13 protein-coding genes are annotated in these 19,106 nt (G+C 69.2%); 9 read left to right on the forward strand and 4 right to left on the reverse strand.

Going from position 1 to position 19,106, the window contains the following annotated elements; all coding sequences use genetic code 11:
• Window positions 1-306: 306 nt before the first annotated feature.
• From cglC to ybaK, 5 genes are all read left to right on the forward strand, one after another.
• Entirely contained in the window at window positions 307-804 is a 498-nt protein-coding gene (gene cglC, locus KY572_RS27595; protein WP_224245962.1) for an adventurous gliding motility lipoprotein CglC, read from the forward strand.
• Window positions 805-884: 80 nt separating this feature from the next.
• Window positions 885-2,321 (forward strand): vWA domain-containing protein, encoded by a 1,437-nt coding sequence (locus KY572_RS27600; protein WP_224245963.1) that lies wholly within the window; start codon window positions 885-887, stop codon window positions 2,319-2,321.
• A gap of 172 nt (window positions 2,322-2,493) precedes the next feature.
• The gene (gene purE, locus KY572_RS27605; protein ID WP_224245964.1) at window positions 2,494-2,991 is read left to right on the forward strand and encodes a 5-(carboxyamino)imidazole ribonucleotide mutase; all 498 of its coding nucleotides are present in this window, start codon (window positions 2,494-2,496) and stop codon (window positions 2,989-2,991) included.
• The gene (purK, locus tag KY572_RS27610; protein WP_224245965.1) at window positions 2,988-4,124 is read left to right on the forward strand and encodes a 5-(carboxyamino)imidazole ribonucleotide synthase; all 1,137 of its coding nucleotides are present in this window, start codon (window positions 2,988-2,990) and stop codon (window positions 4,122-4,124) included. Before purE ends, purK begins: the two co-directional genes overlap by 4 nt.
• Before the next feature lie 4 nt (window positions 4,125-4,128).
• Window positions 4,129-4,605, forward strand: coding sequence for a Cys-tRNA(Pro) deacylase (gene ybaK, locus KY572_RS27615; protein WP_224245966.1), 477 nt, complete (start codon window positions 4,129-4,131; stop codon window positions 4,603-4,605).
• Window positions 4,606-4,706: 101 nt separating this feature from the next.
• On the opposite strand, the gene KY572_RS27620 is transcribed toward ybaK, so the two are convergent.
• From KY572_RS27620 to KY572_RS27630, 3 genes are all read right to left on the reverse strand, one after another.
• Window positions 4,707-5,075, reverse strand: a complete 369-nt coding sequence (locus tag KY572_RS27620; protein ID WP_224245967.1) for a hypothetical protein — start codon at window positions 5,073-5,075, stop codon at window positions 4,707-4,709.
• Window positions 5,072-5,179 carry a DUF5953 family protein gene (locus KY572_RS27625; RefSeq protein WP_407660004.1) on the reverse strand — a complete coding sequence of 36 codons (108 nt, stop codon included), beginning with the start codon at window positions 5,177-5,179 and terminating at the stop codon, window positions 5,072-5,074. Before KY572_RS27625 ends, KY572_RS27620 begins: the two co-directional genes overlap by 4 nt.
• A gap of 66 nt (window positions 5,180-5,245) precedes the next feature.
• Window positions 5,246-6,592 (reverse strand): serine/threonine-protein kinase, encoded by a 1,347-nt coding sequence (locus KY572_RS27630; RefSeq protein WP_224245968.1) that lies wholly within the window; start codon window positions 6,590-6,592, stop codon window positions 5,246-5,248.
• A 248-nt stretch (window positions 6,593-6,840) separates the two neighbouring features.
• Between KY572_RS27630 and KY572_RS27635 the strand changes: the two genes are divergently transcribed.
• Window positions 6,841-7,305: a hypothetical protein gene (locus KY572_RS27635; RefSeq protein ID WP_224245969.1), complete on the forward strand. Its 465-nt coding sequence runs from the start codon at window positions 6,841-6,843 to the stop codon at window positions 7,303-7,305.
• A gap of 391 nt (window positions 7,306-7,696) precedes the next feature.
• On the opposite strand, the gene KY572_RS27640 is transcribed toward KY572_RS27635, so the two are convergent.
• A complete protein-coding gene (locus KY572_RS27640) occupies window positions 7,697-10,153 on the reverse strand; it encodes a tetratricopeptide repeat protein (protein ID WP_224245970.1) in 2,457 nt (818 codons plus the stop codon).
• 117 nt (window positions 10,154-10,270) lie between these two features.
• Between KY572_RS27640 and KY572_RS27645 the strand changes: the two genes are divergently transcribed.
• The 3 genes from KY572_RS27645 to KY572_RS27655 all read left to right on the forward strand — a co-directional run bounded on the left by KY572_RS27645 (window position 10,271) and on the right by KY572_RS27655 (window position 19,033).
• Complete coding sequence (locus KY572_RS27645) at window positions 10,271-11,623, forward strand: sigma 54-interacting transcriptional regulator (protein ID WP_224245971.1); 1,353 nt, start codon at window positions 10,271-10,273, stop codon at window positions 11,621-11,623.
• A gap of 439 nt (window positions 11,624-12,062) precedes the next feature.
• Window positions 12,063-14,804, forward strand: coding sequence for a YncE family protein (locus KY572_RS27650; protein WP_224245972.1), 2,742 nt, complete (start codon window positions 12,063-12,065; stop codon window positions 14,802-14,804).
• A gap of 278 nt (window positions 14,805-15,082) precedes the next feature.
• Complete coding sequence (locus tag KY572_RS27655; RefSeq protein WP_224245973.1) at window positions 15,083-19,033, forward strand: protein kinase domain-containing protein; 3,951 nt, start codon at window positions 15,083-15,085, stop codon at window positions 19,031-19,033.
• The last annotated feature ends 73 nt before the right edge of the window (window positions 19,034-19,106 follow it).

Raw genomic sequence — 19,106 nt, forward strand, 5'->3', positions numbered from 1 at the left:
ACGCCAGCGCGGGCCAGAGGCACAGCGCGAGCAGAGTTGCCTGGAGGCGATTCACTTCCGGAGGCTCCGTGGTTGGAGGGGCGGTATTGCCGCCGCGAGATTTCGGAGTGTCAACGGCGTGGCCATCCTATCCGTCACGCCGCATCCCCTCAACCTATCCGAACTTGCCTGCCCTATGTCTATCCCTGCGCCATTCCTGAACAATTCCGCTCCGAGCACCTTCACCCGGAAGCGGTTGGCACACCGGACCGCTGTGCTACGGTGCCAGGGCCACCGCCGTCTCCTTGGAAGAGGTGCAAGTCGATCATGTCTCCGCGTCTGGCCGTCATCCTGAGCGCCGCCCTGCTGGCCAGCGGGTGCGAAGTGACCACCGAGCTTGGCAAGCCGTGCGTGCTGGTGAAGAAGCCCACCGCGGAGGAGGAGGCGCAGGGCATCCGCTCCAAGCCGGTGCTCGAGAGCGAGATCGCCCCCAAGCAGGACTTCATCTCCTTTGGGGCCACGGACTGCGAGGATCTCATCTGCGTCCGGGACGCGGACTACCCCCGGAACTCGAACCCCAACGAAGTCGCCATGGGCTACTGCAGCCAGGAGTGCGTGGAGGGCGAGGACGGGGACTGTGAGGTGACGGACTCTTCGGTGGACGAGGCGCTCAGCTCCCGCATCGTCTGCCGCTCGCTGCTGCTGGACCAGACGTCCCTGGAGGACCTCAAGCGGGCGGACCCGGTCACCTACCGGCGGACGTTTGGAGAGACGAACTCTCCGTATTTCTGCGCGGGCAACCTGTCCTCACTGCCGCCCCAGTGACACACTGGCGCGCGGCCCTATAGATCTTTTTCGCGCGCCATTCGTCTGATGCAGGGCCTGCTGCTTCAAGGAGCCCTGCCATGAACAAGACCTCGACTTTCCTGGCCCTGGCCGGCGTGCTCGCGCTGGTGGCCCTGGTGCTGGGGATGCCGCGCGTGGTGTCCCCTCCCCCGCCGCCCCAGCCGCACATCGCCACCCCGGTCATCCCCACTCCCCCGCCTCCGCCTGCACCGCCGGCCAGCACCTCGCAGGGCTCGCTGACGATGACGAGCCGGCTGAGCCACCCCTACATCATCCCGGGCAGCTCGGATGTGTTCGTCACGGTGGACGTGACGGGCGCGCAGGTGCCGGGGGCCAGGCGCAGCCCGGTGAACCTGGCGCTGGTGATTGACCGGTCCGGCTCCATGAATGGCTACAAGCTGGCGCAGGCCAAGCAGGCCGCGCGGCAGCTGGTGGGCATGCTGTCCGAGGAGGACCGGCTGGCCATCGTCCACTACGGCTCGGACGTGAAGAGCCTGCCGGGCATGCAGGCCACGTACTCCAACCGGGGGCGGATGCTGCAGTACATCGACGGCATCTGGGACGAGGGCGGCACCAACATCAGCGCGGGCCTGACGACGGGCCAGCACCAGGTGAACGCGGCGCGGGGCCAGTACCAGGTCAACCGCATCATCCTCATCAGCGACGGGCAGCCCACCGAGGGCGTGACGGATGAGGAGAGCCTGAAGCGGGTGGTGAAGAACATCCGCGCCGAGGGCGTGACGGTGAGCTCCATCGGCGTGGGCACGGACTTCAACGAGGATCTGATGCAGGCGTTCGCCGAGCACGGCGCGGGCGCGTACGGCTTCCTGGAGGACGCGGGCAAGCTGGCCAGCCTCTTCCAGAAGGATCTGCAGCAGGCCAGCACGCAGGTGGCGCGCAACGTGGAGCTGTCCTTCGAGCTGCCCGCCGGGGTGACGCTGGGCGAGGTGCTGGGCTACCGGGCGCACCAGGCCGGCAGCACGGTGCGCGTGGCGCTGCCGGACTTCTCGGCGGGCCAGACGGAGCGGGTGGTGGCGCGGGTGACGGTGGTGGGCGCGGCGGTGGGCCAGGCGGTGAACGTGACGGCGCTGAAGCTGGCGTACACGGATCTGCTGAAGAACGGGACGGTGGAGAGCGGGGCCGCGCTGTCGGCGATGGTGACGGACCGCCGCGAGGAGGTGGTGGCCCGGCAGGACAAGGAGGCCACGGTGTACGCGGTGCGGGCGCGCAGCGCGGCCAACCTCCAGAAGGCGGCCGAGGCGCTGAAGGTGGGCCGTCGCGAGGAGGCCCAGCAGCTCATCCAGCAGAACCAGGCCATGTTCGACGAGGCGGCCTCGGTGGCGGGCGCTCCGGCGGTGGCCGCGGACAAGGCCGAGCAGCAGGCGGCCTACGAGGAGTACGAGTCGGCGCGGGGCGACGAGGCGGTGAACGCGGCGGTGAAGCGCTCCAAGGCCAAGGCGCTCAAGGACTTCGGCCGGCTGGGCTCGACGTACTGAGGGAAGGCAGGGCTCCCACGGCAGGCCTCCCACCGAGGGCTCCACTGGCGACAGTGGGGCCCTTGGTGTTTTCACGGCTGGCGGTTCTCGGTTGACCGATGGAATCCCCCCGCCCTATCTCCGCGTTTCCCCTGCCTCCCGGCGGGAGGTCGCACAGGAGGCGACAGACGGCATGGCGAGCGCGGACACCCCCTGGGTCGGGGTCATCATGGGCGGCAAGAGCGACCTCGAGTACCTGCGCCCGGCGATCGACATCCTCACCGAGCTGGGCATCCCCCACGAGGTGCGCGTGGTGTCGGCGCACCGGACGCCGGACTGGATGATGGAGTACGCCTCCACGGCGGAGGGACGGGGGCTGTCGGTCATCATCGCGGCGGCGGGTGGGGCCGCCCACCTGCCGGGCATGGTGGCGAGCAAGACGCTGCTGCCCGTGCTGGGGGTGCCCATGCCCACCACGGTGCTCAACGGCCTGGATGCCTTGATGTCCATCGTGCAGATGCCCAAGGGCGTGCCGGTGGGGACGCAGGCCATCGGCAAGCCGGGAGCGGCGAACGCGGCGCTGCATGCCGCCTCCATCCTGGCCCTCAAGTATCCGGAGCTTCGGGCGCGGCTGGCCTCGTGGCGCCAGGCGCGCACCGAGGAAGTGCTCCGGGAGCGGGAGCTGTCATGAAGATGGTCCTTCCTGGAGGGACGATTGGCATCCTGGGCGGCGGTCAGCTCGGGCGGATGATGGCGCTGTCGGCGCGCACACTGGGCTTCCAGGTGCAGGCGCTGGATCCGGATCCGGCGTGCCCGGCACGCTGGGTGGTGGACCAGTGCTACACGGCGGACTTCAGCGACGCGAGGGCGGCGGCCCAGCTGGCGCGGGCGTGCGACGTGGTGACGCTGGAGATCGAGAAGATCCCCCTGCCCTCGCTGCGCGCGGCGGCGGAGCAGGCGCCGCTGAGGCCCTCGGCCGCCATCCTCGAGATGATCCAGCACCGCGGGCGGCAGAAGGCCTGGCTGACGAAGAAAGGCTTCCCGGTGGGCCCGTGGCGCGAGCTGAACAGCGCGGCGGAGCTGAGCACGGCCATCGATGAGCTGGGCGGGCGGTGCTTCGTGAAGTCCTGCGAGGGCGGCTACGACGGGCGCGGGCAGGTGCTGGTGAAGGCCGGCACGGAGGCGCCCCAGGCGTGGAGCGATCTGGGCGAGCGAGCGGTGGTGGCGGAGGCGTCGCTGGATCTGCAGGCCGAGCTGTCGGTGCTGGTGGCGCGCAGCCCGAGGGGCGAGACGGTGGTGTACCCGCCGGCCTACAACCACCACGAGGAGCGCATCCTGGCGTGGTCGCTGCTGCCCGGTCCGCTGCCGCTGCACGTGGCGGTGGAGGCGACGAACATCGCCCGGGACATGGCGAACGCGCTGGAGGTGGAGGGGCTGCTGGTGGTGGAGATGTTCCTGCTGAAGGACGGGCGGCTGCTGGTGAACGAGCTGGCGCCGCGCCCGCACAACAGCTTCCACGCCACGGAGGTGGCGTGCCTCACCAGCCAGTTCGAGCAGGCGGTGCGCGCGGTGTGCAACCTGCCGCTGGGCTCGGTGGAGGTGGTGCGCCCGGCGGCCATCGTGAACCTGCTGGGGGACCTGTGGCTGCGCGAGGGCGGGCCGCGCTTCGAGCAGGTGCTGGCGATGCCGGGCGTGCGGCTGCACCTGTATGGGAAGCGGGACGCGCGCAAGGGCCGGAAGATGGGGCACCTGTCGGCGGTGGGCACCACGCCCGAGGACGCGCTGGCGCGGGTGAAGGCGGCCTCGCAGGCCCTGGGGATGTGAGGCCATGAAGACGAACGCCGCCCGCCAGCTGGACACGCTCGGCATCCAGTACGAGCTGCGCGAGTACGAGGTGGATCCGGAGGACCTGTCGGCGGAGACGGTGGCCGCGAAGGTGGGGCTGCCGGCGGAGCAGGTGTTCAAGACGCTGGTGGCGCGCGGGGACAGGTCGGGCGTGCTGATGGCGGTGGTGCCGGGCGACGCGGAGCTGGACTTGAAGGCACTGGCCCGGCTGAGCGGGGACCGGAAGGTGGACACGGTGCCGCTCAAGGAGTTGCAGCCGCTGACGGGCTTCATCCGGGGCGGCGTGACGGCGATTGGCGGCAAGAAGGAGTACCCCGTCTTCGTGGACGAGACGGTGGAGCTGTTCGACGTCATCTCCGTGTCCGCGGGCGTGAGGGGAACGCAGATCCTCATCGCCCCGGCGGACTACCTGAAGGTGGTCAAGGGCAAGGTGGGCCCGATCTCGCGCCCCAAGGTCTGAGTGGAGCGTTGCGAACCTCGTGCCGTCTCCAAACGGCGTCAACGCAAACTGCCGAGCGCCACCCAACGGGACAGGCGCGTCACGCCCATCTTGCAACTCAGCTACAGCTTCTCGTCGGGCAATACTCCACGATCCATCAACTCGAGAAGGAGACGCATCCGCTCCGTCTGCATCGTGGCGTATTGGAGGTCTTTCAGCCGGGTGTCTGCATCGATCAGGTAGTGCCACACGGTTTCGGACAAGTGCGGCAACGTCGTGCCCGACAGCGCAAGCCTGTCTTGGACAACCCGCGCCGCCTGGTTCCACTCGTTGAGATCATGCAGGTCGGCCACTCGCATCTGCATCAGGCAACGCAGGTCCTGAGCGAGAAGTTCGACAGTGTAGGGAGTCAACGTGCTCATGATCGGTTCCACCACTCGCACGCCGATCGGTCGTGAGGAAGAAGAGAAAACGCCCTCGACCTTGCTCAAGTAGAAGAGCGTCCGCCGATCTCCGGGAAACGTTTGTAGGTCCGCAGGAGCACATTCAGGTGGGCAGGGTTGTCGAGGTCGAGGGGCGTATAAGCGGGCTCCACAAGTTCGATGGAGCATGGCCATGTCCTTCCAATCAAGTGCGGGTGCCAAAGGTCCGAGACTCCGCTTCAAGGAGTGTTCGTGGAATCAGAGGTCGAGGGACGCTCCGGGGACAGGGCCGGCACATAGCACCGTCCCTTGAACATCTTGGCGTTGCCATTGGAGCCGAGCGCCTCGCACTCCTCGAGGTTCAACGGCACCCAGCAGGCCCCGTTGAGGGCGACCTGGCGCTTGTGAGGGCAGCGCCCCTTCGCATCAGGCCGCACCTGCCCGGGTTGCGGATCAGGGGGAGGCTCCTCCGCAAGAGGCGCGGGCGCGGAAGGCTCCAGCGACTGCGCCATTGAAGCGCTCGCCGCAGCCTCTCCAAGCCCCGCCGTGCCTGCGTCCAGCGAGCTTTCCTCCTCGGTCCTCACCAGCGCCAATGAGCCCTTCTCCTCGAACCGCGCGGCCACCGTCCACCCGCTCCACACCACCAGCGTCAGGCCCGCCGCCATCGCGAGCCACGACCACCTCGGCCCCATGGCCCATGGCGGGCGCGAGGCCTGCTCCAGCACCTCGGCGCACTCCGCCGCCGTGCCGCGCTGCTCGGGACTCACCGAGAGCAGGCGCACGAGGCAGGCACGCACGGAAGGCTCCACCCCTCGAAGTGAGGCGGGCGTTCGCACCCTGCGCACCCGCCAGGTGCCCTGCTCATCCTGCGTCGGCTCCACCCACTCCGGGTACTCCCCCGTCAGCAGCCGGCACCCCACCATTCCCAGCGCGTACAAGTCATCCGCGGGCGTGTGGACGTAGGGAGCCGAGCGATGGTGCCGACGGTTGAGCTCGAACTCGCCCGCCTCCGGCGAGCGATACAGTGGCGTGCCCAGGCAGACACCCGCGGGCGTCAGCCGCTCGGCCCCCGGGAAACAGCCCAGCCCGAAGTCCGTGAGCATGGCCCGGCCATCCGCGCGGCGCACCAGCACGTTCTCTCCCTTGAAGTCGCGGTGCAGCGCCCCCATCTCGTGCAGGGCCTGCAGCGCCCTCGCCAGCTGCGCCAGCACGCCGAAGCACTCCCGCGAGGACACGGCGGGGTTCCAGGCCCAGTGGTACAGCGGCACCCCCTCCACCCACTCCATCGTGAGCCACGGATGCAGCGTCCCCTCCGGAGACTGCCACGTGCCGCTGTCCCTCAGCCGGGGAACGCTCGGATGGCTCATCCGCGAGAGCAGCTGTGCCTCGCGAAAGAAGCGAGCGTCTCCCGGGCGCAGCGCCACCTTGAGCGCCACGGGTGGCAAGTGCTGGGCGTGGACAGGCACTGCCCGGTAGACGGCGCCATAGGCCCCTTGTCCCGCCCAGGCCACCACGCGCCAGGGGCCCACCTGCGTGCCAGCGGGCAGCGGGGCCGGGGCATCCGAGAGTGGAACCGCGTCAGCCAAGGGGCTCTCGAGGCAAAGGGGGCGCGGACGCGCCGCCACGAGCCTACGCCATGCGGCGCTCGGCACCAGCGTCTCCTTTCGCCTCCCTCGGGGCTGTCAGTCGGAGAGTCTCTGTGAACGCCGTTACAGGATGCGCGTGAGGCACCTCACAGCCCACGCCCACCCAAGAAGGCATCCTCCTCGACATCGACGCTGCCCATCCCGGTCAGCGCGACATCGTCGTGCTCCTTTCACGAGAGGACCCCCCCATGAATCAGTCCGTGAGTCTCAATGCCGGTCTCCAGTCGCTGGGCGAGGCCACCGCCGCGCAGTTGAAGCTGACGCCCGAGCAGCAGGCGCTGCTCGCGAACCACGTCGACGCAGTGAGTGCGGCAACCCCGGCCGCCATGGCGCTCGGCAAGTCCATCGACATGCCCTTCAGCGTGTCCGTGGTGGGGGGAACTGGCACCCTCACTACCGCGAAGCAGACCACCGCGTGGGCCACCATCACGGGCTACGCCCAGATCACCGCCCCCTCGAATGGCTCCTGGAGCATCCAGGTGATCGACATCGCCCAGGGCGGCCGCACCGTCCTGAGCGCCAATGGGGTCACGCCCGGCCAGCAGGTCCCCTTCCAGTACAAGACCGGCTTCTCGTGCCAGCTGAAGATCTCCGTCCAGTGGAGCGAGGGGGGCGACACCACGCTCGAGGGGCAGATCCACGCCAGCTACTGAGCGGCTCGGGGCTTGGAGAGCGGGAAGCGAACCTCGGAAATCGGTACCCGCTCTCCAGCGTCGTGCTGGGCCCACGACACGACGGCCCTCCTGCCGGGCGCGGTCTTTCCGAAGTGGTCTGCTTGTCATACCAGTTGGGGACCGGTCGCGCGCAGGGGGGGCCTCCATGGCCAGACCGGGGCCTGCGCACACTCGCCCCTCCAGGGCTCATGGGCTTCTTCGGAGCCAGGGGCGTCAAGGAAGGTTAGCCAGAGCATCAGCGAAGCTCGCATTGAGGAGGGTTGGAAGCCCTTCACCGTTGAAGAATCCAACCCGTAGATCCGGGAGGCCGGGAGAGGCACCCTTGCAAATTCGAGGGGGAGGCGCTTGAACCGGCGGCACAAGATGGCGCTCATTGATGGGAGCGCACCTGCTCCAGGTTCGCTCGCACGCGCTGAGTGAATGGATGGTCCTCACCAAGAACCCTCCTGGCAAGGATGAGCGCCTGCTGGCAGATCTCCTCCGCCTTTGCGTAGTCCCCCATCCCCATGAGCGCGCCGCCAACGTTGCTCAGGCCGATGACCACATCCGGGTGCTCTTCGCCGAGTGACTCCTTGGAGATCACCAGGCCTTGCTGGTAGCGCTCAAGCGCTTCCGCGTATTCTTCCTGGGCCATGAGGATGTGGCCGATGCCATTCAGGATCGGCACCATGCTGTGGTGGCGCTTGCCGAGCGCTTTTTCGACGATCCCCAGGGCCCGCTGGTACTTCTCCAACGCCTCCTCGTCTTTCCCCTGGGCTCTGAGCGCACTCCCCATGTTGTTCAAGACCGTAGCCACATGGGGGTGCTCCTTGCCGAGAGCCCTCTCGGAGACCACCAACGCTCTCTGGTAATGAGTCAACGCCTCCGCGTATTTCCCCTGGGCCTGAAGGACACCCCCCATGTTGTTCAACCGTCCAGCGACCTCAGGGTGGTCCTTGCCAAGTGCCTTCTCGGAGATCTCCAGTGACCGCCGGAGGTAGCTCAGCGCTTCCGGATGCTTCCCTTGGGCAAAGAACAGAGTGCCCATGTTGTTCAAAGGCACGGCCATATCAGGGTTGTCTTTACCAAGTGCCTTCTCGGAGACGGCAATCGCCTGCTGGTAGTGCTCCAGTGCTGCCTGGTAGTCCTCCCTGGCCTCGAGCACACTCCCGAGGTTGTTGAGGAGGGCACTCTCCAGCGAGCTCCCCCTACCCCTCTCGAGTTCGAGCGCCTCCTTGCTGTAACGAAGCGATGGCTCCAGGGCTTGGGCGTGAAGATAAACCTCCCCCAATATGTACTTGATCTCGGCGGCACCGCGCTCTTTCGACACCACGTGCTCGGCTGACTTCTCGAAGAACCGAGCAGCCAGCCAGTACTCGCCCCTCTCGTAGAGATGAAGCCCCACCGCGAACTGAACCAGCAGAAAGGGCTCTGTCGAGCGCAGCGCGGGGAGATCCAGGTGCCCCAGGCTCCGCACCTCTATCTTGCTCTCACCACCTCGTCGGATGCTTCCATCGGCGTGATAAAGCGTGGCATGAGGACGGATGGTATAGCCGTTGTCGCTCGGGTTGAGGAATGCTTGTCCCCAGATCACGACATCCGCATCGAGCGCTCGCGCCACAGCCTCCGCCTGCGCGTGGCTCTCGATGAAGCAGTCGAGTCTCCCTATCTCCAGCGAGTCCTCGGGAACTTCCAGATCCACCTCCCGCGGATTCCTGAGAGCCTCTTCGTTGTAGGTCTTCAAGGCACGCATGACCTGGGTCGACACGACTTCCGAGAAGCTCTGATCGGCTGACGGGCTCCCTTCGAAGTGCGCCACCAGGAAATGTGTCGCATCCGGCCGCTTGAAGGGGCTTGGGCCAGGACTGCTCTTGCAAAGCGCGGCAGGGACGTTCTTCTCTCGAGCCCCGTTCGCCCAATAGAGCCCTGCTCCGCCCATGAGGAGCAGCGCTCCCACCGCCAGCATCGGCCACCTGCGAGAGCCCGAAGGACCTGAGCGTTCAGGCAGTTGCAGGCCGTGCTCGATGAAGTCCGCCAGCACCACGGCGGCCGTACGGGAGGCCAGCTCATGAAAACGGTCGTCCTTGAACTCATCGCCGAAGTCGGAGATGCCCCGGATCACGAGCCACGGCACCTCGCTCCTCTGGCACGCCTCCATCAGGCCCACCGCCTCCATCTCGCCCACCTCGATCTTCCCGTGCAGCGCGCGGACTTCGAGCAGCCTGGCTGGATCCCGGAGGAGCTTCTCGCCGCTGGCGATCGTCGCCGTCTTCACCGTGATCCGGGTGGCGACGTGCTCCTGATAGAACGACTCCTTGTCTTGCCCTGCCTCGGGGAATCGCCCTCCGAGTGTCATGAAGCGCCGCTGGAGGCGCTCGGGCTCTGGCCGGTAGTGCGTGACATCCTGGTTCATCCGATGGGGGATGACCTGGCTCTCTGGCCGTGGCTCCTGACGGGAATTCCCATCCGGCGCACGTACGGCGGCCGCGGGTTCGTAGGCAACCACCCGCTCCGAGAGCACCACCTCACCAACCCTGACCTTGCCGCGCAGGCCCGCGGCGATGCCCATGAGCAGCACGGCCTGAGGCTGATACCGTAAGATGACATCCTGGACAGACGCGGCTGAGACAGCATTTCCCGCCCGCCCCAGACAGATGAGGACGACATCATATCTGCGGCCTGTCAGCGCCGAGCTCACCTCGCCGCGATAGGAGATGGTGCCCACCTCATCCTTGGAGCGTGTCTTCTCGGAGAGGTTCAGCGCTTCTCGCGCCGCGAACAGTTCCTGTGGGATGACGGTCAGGACCGCGATGTCAGCCCGACCCGGGGCAGGTACGCGAAGCGGCATGAGCCGCACTCTACCCGTCCCCCAGGTCATGGGCGACGAGGTCACCCTCCAAGCGCTTGCCTCCCAGCGACCGGTGAGAGGGGTACTCGGGCCCTGTCAATTGGTAGAGTCCGCGCCATGGGAGAGGGCTTCCGCCTCATTACCTTCGTGTCCGGGGAGACCCGCAGCTATCCGTTGCCGTCCCAGGGCCGCATCACCCTGGGGCGCGGCGAGGGGTGCGATGTCCGCATCGAGGATCCCTCCGTCTCACGGCGGCACGCCACGCTCCACCTGGGCCCTCCGTTCATACTCGAGGACCATGGCAGCGTGAATGGCACCCGGCTCCGCATGGCACAGGAGCAGGCGGGGGGGACCGGGAAGATCGAGGAGCGCCGGCTCCAGCCGGGCACGCCCGTCGCCGTGGAGCCCCATACCCTCATGGAGATCGGCTCGGTGGTCGTCGTCCTCTGGCCGGCCTCCGAGCCCTTGTCCCAAAGCGCGCCGGCCGCCGCGCAGCCGGGCGCCGTCGTGAGCGATCCCCACATGCAGCGGCTGTATGAGCTGGCGGCCCTGGTCGCCCAGAGCCAGCTCAGCGTCCTGCTGCGCGGGGAGACGGGCGTGGGCAAGGAGGTGCTCGCGGAGACGATCCACCAGCGCTCCCCCCGCGCCAGTGGCCCCTTCGTGCGCATCAACTGCGCGGCCTTCTCCGAGTCGCTGCTGGAGAGCGAGCTGTTCGGCCACGAGAAGGGGGCCTTCACCAGCGCCGCCCGCGCCAAGCCCGGGCTCATCGAACTGGCCCACGGCGGGACGCTCTTCCTGGACGAGGTGGGGGAGATGCCCCCATCCGTGCAGGTGAAGCTGCTGCGCGTGCTGGAGGATCGGAAGATCCTCCGGGTGGGAGGCACCGACTCCCACGGCGTGGACGTGCGCTTCGTCGCCGCCACCCACCAGGATCTCGAGGCCTGCGTGGCGCGCGGCTCGTTCCGGCAGGATCTCTACTTCCGCATCAACGGGTTCACGCTGACCATCCCCCCGCTGCGCGAGCGCGTGGGAGAGATCGCCGCCGTGAGCCGCGTCTTCATCGCGCGCTTCGCGAGCGAGCAGGGGCGCCCTCCCCCCGCGCTCACGCCTGAAGCCCAGGCTCTGCTCGAGCGACACCCCTGGCCCGGCAACCTCCGAGAATTGCGCAACGTCATGGGGCGCGCCGTGGTGCTGTGCCGAGGAAGCGCCATCCAGCCCGAGCACCTCGTGTTCGACGTCCCCCAGAAGCCGGCGGAGCCTCCACCCACGAAGGCCGCGCCGAGTCCTCCCGCCCCTACAGGCGGCAAGCTGGGAGAGGACATCGCGGCCCTGGAGCGGCAGCGCATCCTGGAGGCGCTGGAGCAGTGCGCCGGCAACCAGACCGAGGCCGCCAAGCGGCTCGGCATCTCCCGGCGCACGCTCGTCACGCGGCTGGGGACCTACGGCATTCCCCGCCCGCGCCGTCGTTAACCTGTTTCAAGGGAGGCCGATCAGACACGAGCGCGTGGGTAGGAAAAAGGCATCACTCCGCCTTCCCCCCAATGCTGCTGCTGCTGGAGACGAACGCAGCCCCTCCCTGTCCCCACCACCTGCCGGGGAGGTGCCCGTGTCGGGCGAGAAAGCCAGCAACTGGTCTGCTTGTCATACCAGTTCGCAACAAGTCCGGCCGACAGGCAGGGGCCAGGACCACGAGGAGGGGGGCGCCACCGCGTTTCCCACGTCGAGCCGGAATGCTCCCTCGGCCCCTTGAGCAAGATTTGCGCAAGTTGCGCGGCGCGGGGCGGCCGTTGCTCAACCGCGCGCGCAAGTGCGTGTCCTGCGTCGCGCAAATGCCTGGACTTCCGGGCAGGCCCTCGTGGCGCGCGCCGTGCACACCCCCCTGGCAGTCCGCTGACAGGGGGAAATGTGGATGAGAACGCTTCTTCGGATCGCCGCCGCCTTGTGTTCGTTGATGCTCCTGGCCCTGCCCGAGCCCGCACGCGCCTCGAGCTCGTTCGTGAACTGGGAGAACCCGCATGTCCACCCGCTGGATATGACGCCGGACGGCCAGCGGCTGCTGGCGGTGAACACCGCGGACAACCGCCTGCTGGTGTTCGAGCCCTCCGCTTGGGGGCGCCCGCCGCGACTGCTGGCCTCCATCCCGGTGGGACTGGAGCCTGTCTCCGTGCGCGCTCGCACCAACACGGAGGCATGGGTCGTCAATCACATCTCCGACAGCGTGAGCATCGTGGACCTCACCACGCACAACGTGGTGGCCACCATCCCCACGGATGACGAGCCGGCGGACGTCGTGTTCGCGGGCTCTCCGCGACAGGCCTTCATCACCTGCTCCCAGGCCAACACCGTGCTGGTGGTGAACCCGGCTCAGCCGCTGGCGCCTGCGCGCCGCGTGCCACTGCTGGGTGAGGATCCGCGCGCGCTGGCCGTGAGCTCGGATGGGCGCAAGGTGTACGCCGCCATCTTCGAGTCCGGCAACCAGAGCACCGTGCTCGGCGGCGGAGGGACGCTGCCCGGCCTCTTCCCTCCCAACGCGGTGAGTGATCCGCTCGGGCCCTATGGCGGACTCAACCCGCCACCCAACGCGGGCTCCACCTTCTTCCCGCCGATCCGCCCCGAGCTGCCCCCGCCTCCGCCCCAGCCCCTCATCGTGAAGAAGAACGCCCAGGGCCAATGGATGGATGACAACGCCCATGACTGGACGGCGCTCGTCAGCGGCCCCAATGCCTCGGCCTCCGGGCGCCCGCAGGGGTGGAGGCTGCCGGATCGCGACCTGGCCATCATCGACGCGGCCACCCTGTCCGTCACCTATGCCACCGGGCTGATGAACCTGAACATGGCGCTGGCGGTGCACCCCAGCGGCGCCGTCACCGTGGTGGGGACGGACGCCACCAATGAGGTGCGCTTCGAGCCCGTCATCAATGGCCGCTTCCTGCGCGTGGAGCTGGCGTGGGTGGATCCGGTCCAGGCGCGACGCCTGGCCCTGTGGGATCTCAACCCCCACCTCACGTACACCACGCCCAACATCCCCCTACCCGAGCGCAGGAAGTCCCTGGGAGATCCACGTGGCCTGGCGTGGAACGCGACGGGCTCTCGGGGCTACGTGGCGGGCATGGGCTCCAACAACGTGGCGGTGGTCAGCGCCACGGGCCAGCGCGTGGCGACCATCAAGGTGGGCGAGGGCCCCACGGGGGTGGTGCTCGATGAGCGGCGCAGCCAGCTCTACGTCCTCAACCGCTTCGCCGCCAGCCTCTCCGTCGTGAGCCTCCAGGATCACCAGGAGAAGTCCCGGACGCCCTTCTTCGATCCCACGCCGAGCCCCATCAAGGTGGGCCGCAAGCACCTGTACGACACCCACAAGAGCTCGGGCCTGGGCCATGTCTCCTGCGGCTCGTGCCATGTGGACGGGCGCATGGACCGGCTGGCGTGGGATCTGGGCGATCCGCGCGGGGAGATGACCTCCCTGGAGGCGCAGAACAAGGGCATGGGCCTGGACGCGCTCATCCCGGGCTTCGGGCCCGTGCACCCGATGAAGGGGCCCATGACGACGCAGACGCTCCAGGACATCATCGGCAAGGAGGCCCTGCACTGGCGCGGAGACAGGAACGGGCTGGAGGACTTCAACCCCGCCTTCGTGAGCCTCCAGGGCGCGGACGCCATGCTCACCCCGGCGCAGATGCAGCAGTTCGAGGACTTCCTCGCCACGCTCACCTTCCCGCCCAACCCGTTCCGCAACCTGGACAACTCGCTGCCCACGAACCTGCCGCTGCCGGGCCACGTCACCACCGGCCGCTTCGCGCCCGCCGGCCAGCCCCTGCCCAACGGCAATGCCGTCAACGGTCTGACCATCTTCCGGCCCCCGCGCCTGCTGACGGGCAACGTGCTCGCCTGCTCCACCTGCCACACGCTGCCCACCGGCCTGGGCGCCAGCATGACGTGGAATGGCAGCCAGTACGTGCCCTTCCCCGTGGGCCCCAACGGCGAGAGCCACGCCGCCATCGTCTCCACGGACGCCAGCACCAACATCGCCTTCAAGGTTCCCCACCTGCGCAACCTCTACGACAAGGTGGGCATGGAGATGACGTTGCCGGCGAGCAATGCGGGCTTCGGCTTCAGCCACCACGGCGCGGTGGACTCGCTGGCCCGGTTCATCACCAACCCCGCCTTCTCGCCGGCCAATGATCAGGAGGTGGCCGATCTCGTGGCCTTCCTGCTGGCCTTCTCCGGCTCCGATCTGCCCCAGGGCTCCGCGAGCAACCTGCTCGAGCCGCCCGGCCCGCGGAGCAAGGACTCCCACGCGGCCGTGGGCCAGCAGGTGACGCTGGGCTCGGCCTGGGGCAGCGCGGCGCAGCAGGCCCGCGTGGACGCCTTCCTCGCCCTGGCCAACACCGGCAAGGTAGGCCTGGTGGTGAAGGGCCGGCAGGGCGGCGTGGCGCGGGGCTACACCTACGTGGGCAATGGCGAGTTCCAGTCCGATCGCGCCTCGCAGCGGGTGAGCGCGGCGACGCTGCGGATGCTGGCCAGCCCGGGCCATGAGCTGACCTGGACCGTGGTGCCCAAGGGCACCGAGCAGCGCATCGGCGTGGACCGGGACGAGGATGGCCTGCTCGACCGGGATGAGGGGGACCAGGGTGGCTGCGAGGTGGACCTGTAGCGTCGGGGACTTGTGGGGGCGAGCCCACGCAGAGGGCTGGCTGGAACGCCGGAGGTGGGGGGGCCGGCGTTCCAGCCAGAGGGGACATGACACCCACCGGCTTCGGACTCGGGCCCGGCTGCATGCCGGGAGAGCATGCGGGTGATGAGGGGTGCGAGCCCCACGGAGGCAGGCCCATTTCGGCGCCTTCCCGGGTTCCGCTAGACTGTGCGCCCGGCGCGTACCCGCCAGGTCAGGCGCACCCCCTCTCCGCTTCTCGGCTCCACCAGGCTCCTCCCGTGTCCCCGCTGCCACCCTCCGGAACCCTCCTGGCAGGCCGCTTCCTCCTTCAACAGCTCGCGGGCCGCGGGGGCATGGGCTCCATCTTCCGGGCGGTGGACACCACGAGCGACCGCCCCGTCGCCGTCAAGCTCATGCACGCGGCGGACTCCGAAGCCGCCCGGCGCTTCACGCGCGAGGCCCGGCTGCTGTCCGAGCTGCGCCACCCCGGTGTCGTCTCCTACGTGGCCCATGGCGTCACCGAGGAGGGTCAGCCCTTCCTCGTCATGGAGTGGCTGGAGGGGGAGGATCTCTCGCGGCGGCTGGCGCGCCGGCCGTTGAGCCTGTCGGAGACGCTGCTGCTGATGCGCCGCATCGCCGATGGGCTGGCCGCCGCCCACGCCCGCGGCATCGTCCACCGGGACTTGAAGCCCTCCAACCTCTTCCTCCGGGGCGGCAAGGTGGAGGAGGTGGTGCTGCTGGACTTCGGGCTGGCACGGCTGGCGGCCGCCTCACAGGTGGTGACGGCCAGCGCCACGGTGCTGGGCACCCCCGGCTACATGGCGCCGGAGCAGGCCTCCGCCCAGCAGGACATCACCCCCAGCGCGGACGTCTTCTCCCTGGGCTGCGTGCTGTACGAGTGTCTGACGGGTGAGGCGCCCTTCCGCGCACCACACATGGCCGCGGTGCTGGTGAAGATCCTCTTCTCCGAGCCGGCGCGGCTGCGGATGATGCGGCCGGAGCTGCCCGCCTCGCTGCAGGTGCTGGTGGATCAGATGCTGGCCAAGGAGCCGGCGCGGCGGCTGGCGGATGCCAGACAGGTGCTGCGAGCGCTGGCGGAGCTGGAGCTCCCCTCCGAGGTGACTCCCCCCGGTCAGCACCGGACGCCCGTGCCGACCCACCTGTCCCACGCCGAGCAGCACCTGGTGAGCATGCTGCTGGCCACGCCGCATGGGATCTCCCCGGACGCGCCCACGCTGGGGGCGGATGACGCGAAGCAGGCTCGCCAGCGGCTGAGCCCGCTGCTGCGGATGCTGCAGACCAACGGGGCGCAGGCCCGGCTGCTGGCGGACGGCTCGCTGCTGGCCACCTTCCTGCTGGAGCGCGGCACCGCCACCGATCAGGCCGCCGTGGCCGCCCACAGCGCCCTGCTGGTCAAGGAGCAGTGGCCCGCCAGCCTCGTGGTGCTGGCCACCGGCCTGAGCCTGCGCGGCCAGGCGCTGCCGGCCGGTGAGGTGATGGACCGGGCGGGCGGCTTCCTGCGGAAGATGGAGCGGCGGCGGGACGCGGCGGACTACGTCATGCTGGATGACACCACGGCGGGGCTGCTGGGGCCCCGATTCCAGCTCGACAGGCCTCCCGCGCTCGACAGCTTCATCCTGCTGGGCGAGCACCTGAGCGCGGACGAGACGCGCCCCCTGCTGGGCCGCCCCACCCCCTGCGTGGGCCGCGAGCAGGAGCTGGCCCTGCTGGAGATGGCCTTCACCGCCTGCGTGGAGGACACCGCCGCCCGAGCCCTGCTGATCACCGCGCCGCCCGGGGTGGGCAAGTCCCGCCTGCGCCACGAGTTCCTGCGCCGGCTGGAGCAGCGCGGCCACCCCATGCTCGTGCTGCTGGGGCGTGGAGATCCGATGAACGCGGGCTCCGCCTACGGCCTGCTGGGCGAGGCGTTGCGGCGGCTGTGCGGCGTGCTGGACGGAGAGCCGCTGGAGCTGCGCCGAGAGAAGCTCGCCCGGCGCATCCGCCGCTACCTGCTGCCCGAGGCGATGAAGGACACCACCGAGTTCCTCGGGGAGCTGTGCGGGGTGGCCTTCCCCCTGGAGGACAGCCCGAAGCTGCGGGCGGCTCGCGAGGATCCGCGGCTGATGAACCTCCAGGTGCGGCGGGCCATGGCCACCTTCCTCCAGGCGGAGCTGTCCCAGGGGCCGGTGCTGCTGATGCTCGAGGATCTGCACTGGGGCGACGCCTCCACCGTGAGGCTGGTGGAGGAGGTGCTCCGGGACCTGGCGGAGCTGCCCTTCATGGTGCTGGCGCTGGCCCGCCCCGAGATCAAGGAGCAGTTCCCAGGGCTGTGGGCGCAGCACCTGCAAGAAGTCCCCCTGCGAGGCCTGAGCCAGAAGGCCTGCGCCCGGCTGGTGAGCGCCGTGCTGGGACCGCAGCTGCCGCCGGAGGTGGTGGCGCGCCTGGTGGAGCAGGCGGCCGGCAACGCGCTGTTCCTGGAGGAGCTCATCCGCAGCCAGTCCGAGGGCCGGGGCGAGGAGACGCCGAGCACGGTGCTGGCCATGCTCCAGTTCCGCCTCCAGCGCCTGGAGCCGGGGCTGCGGCACGTGCTGCTGGCCGGCAGCGTCTTCGGCCGCTCCTTCTGGAGCAGCGGCGTCAAGGCGCTGCTGGCGGAGGAGCTGACGGCCGAGGAGCTGGAGCACAGCCTCAAGCGGCTGACGGATCTGGAGATGATCCAGCGCCAGGCGGGCAGCCGCTTCCCGGGAGAGCTCGAGTACCGTTTCCGCCACGCGCTGGTGAGGGACGCGGCCTATAGCCTGGTGCCCGGCCCGCTCAAGGCCGGGGGGCACCGTCAGGCGGCGGCGTGGCTCGAGCGGGCCGGCGAGTGGGATCCGTGGGTGCTGGCCGAGCACTATCAACTGGGCCAGGAGAAGGAGCGCGCCGTGCACTTCTTCACCCGCGCCGGAGAGCGGCTCTACGAGCGGCAGGACGTGACGGGCGCGCGGCGGTGCATGGACGCCGCCCTGGCCTGCGCGCCCACCGGACAGGCGCTGGCGGAGCTGCGCGTGCTGGAGGTGATGATCGCCTTCTGGGAGGAGGACTTCGAGCGCCTCTTCAGCGTGGGCGAGACGGTGCAGTCCCAGCTGGCGGTGGGCAGCGCCCCGTGGGCACGCGTCGCGGGAGGGATGATCCTCATGGCTCCCCAGTGCGGCCGGCAGGCGGACGTCGCCCCGCTGGGGACGCTCCTGCTGAGTGCGACTCCGGCTCCCGAGGCGGCCACCAGCTACATCGAGACGGCCTCCTTCCTGGCGCTCATCAACGGCTGGAACGGGCTGAAGCGTGAGGCCCTGGCGGTATTGGAGCGCGTCAACACCGTGGGAGCGGAGCTCCTGTCGCGGGACACCAGCGTGCGCGGGTGGGTGTACAACGCGCGAGCCTGGGTCTACCACTTCGTGGACTCGCACCCCTGGCAGGCCCGCGGCGCGGCGGAGGAGGCCGTCCGGGCCTTCCGCGAGGTGAACTCGGATCGCAACAGGACCCTGCCGCAGTCCATCCTCGGCATGGTGCTGGAGGCGCTGGGAGAGCTGCCCCGCGCCATCGAGGAGCTGCGAGACGCCGCGGAGACCAGCCGACGGGCGGGACAGACGTATGCGGCGGCGGCCACGCAGAGCTGGCTGACCCTGGCGCTCTCGAGCAGCCGTGAGCTCACGCATCAGGAAGAGGCCCGCCACCAGGCGCACCTCCAATTGGAGACGTCGAAGGACAACCTGCTTCACCTGGGCGTGGCGCACCTGGCGCTGGCGAAGGTCAAGGCCACCTGGCGCGAGTTCGCGGAGGCCGAGGAGCACGCACGCAAGGCGTGTGAGATGACCTACATGCTCCAGTACTTCCAGCTCACCTCGCGCACGCTGCTGTCCAACATCCTGCGGGCGCAGGGGCGAGTGGCGGAGGCTGGAGCCGAGGCGGAGGTCGGAGTGAAGCTCCTGGAGCACCACGGGCACGAGGGGGCCGCGGTGGTGGGGACGTGGCTGGCGATGGCCGAGGCGTGTCTGGCCCAGGGGGACGAGGCGGCCGGAGACCGGGCCCTGCGCCAGGCGGCGCGGTGCCTGCGCCTGCGAGCCGAGGACGTGCCGGAGGGGCCCGCCCGCGAGCGCTTCCTGAGCGCGGTGCCCGAGCACTCCCGGACGCGTGAGCTGAGCCTTCAGCGCTGGGGACGGGACTGGCAGAACCTGGAGGAGTCCGAGCGCTGAGCGGCGAAGCGAGCCCGGGCGCGCCGGGCTCCTCGAGCCCTCCAGTCATTCGAGATGAGCTCCGATGCCGACG

The sequence above is a fragment of the Hyalangium gracile genome, from assembly GCF_020103725.1.
In the GTDB taxonomy this organism is placed as follows: domain Bacteria; phylum Myxococcota; class Myxococcia; order Myxococcales; family Myxococcaceae; genus Hyalangium; species Hyalangium gracile.

What these genes read in the sequence shown, in the direction of transcription:
- KY572_RS27650 (WP_224245972.1), top strand. Translation starts at nt 12,063, where the DNA reads ATGAGAACGCTTCTTCGGATCGCCGCCGCCTTGTGTTCGTTGATGCTC.
- cglC (WP_224245962.1), top strand. Translation starts at nt 307, where the DNA reads ATGTCTCCGCGTCTGGCCGTCATCCTGAGCGCCGCCCTGCTGGCCAGC.
- purK (WP_224245965.1), top strand. Translation starts at nt 2,988, where the DNA reads ATGAAGATGGTCCTTCCTGGAGGGACGATTGGCATCCTGGGCGGCGGT.
- purE (WP_224245964.1), top strand. Translation starts at nt 2,494, where the DNA reads ATGGCGAGCGCGGACACCCCCTGGGTCGGGGTCATCATGGGCGGCAAG.
- KY572_RS27645 (WP_224245971.1), top strand. Translation starts at nt 10,271, where the DNA reads ATGGGAGAGGGCTTCCGCCTCATTACCTTCGTGTCCGGGGAGACCCGC.
- ybaK (WP_224245966.1), top strand. Translation starts at nt 4,129, where the DNA reads ATGAAGACGAACGCCGCCCGCCAGCTGGACACGCTCGGCATCCAGTAC.
- KY572_RS27635 (WP_224245969.1), top strand. Translation starts at nt 6,841, where the DNA reads ATGAATCAGTCCGTGAGTCTCAATGCCGGTCTCCAGTCGCTGGGCGAG.
- KY572_RS27600 (WP_224245963.1), top strand. Translation starts at nt 885, where the DNA reads ATGAACAAGACCTCGACTTTCCTGGCCCTGGCCGGCGTGCTCGCGCTG.
- KY572_RS27640 (WP_224245970.1), bottom strand. Translation starts at nt 10,153, where the DNA reads ATGCCGCTTCGCGTACCTGCCCCGGGTCGGGCTGACATCGCGGTCCTG.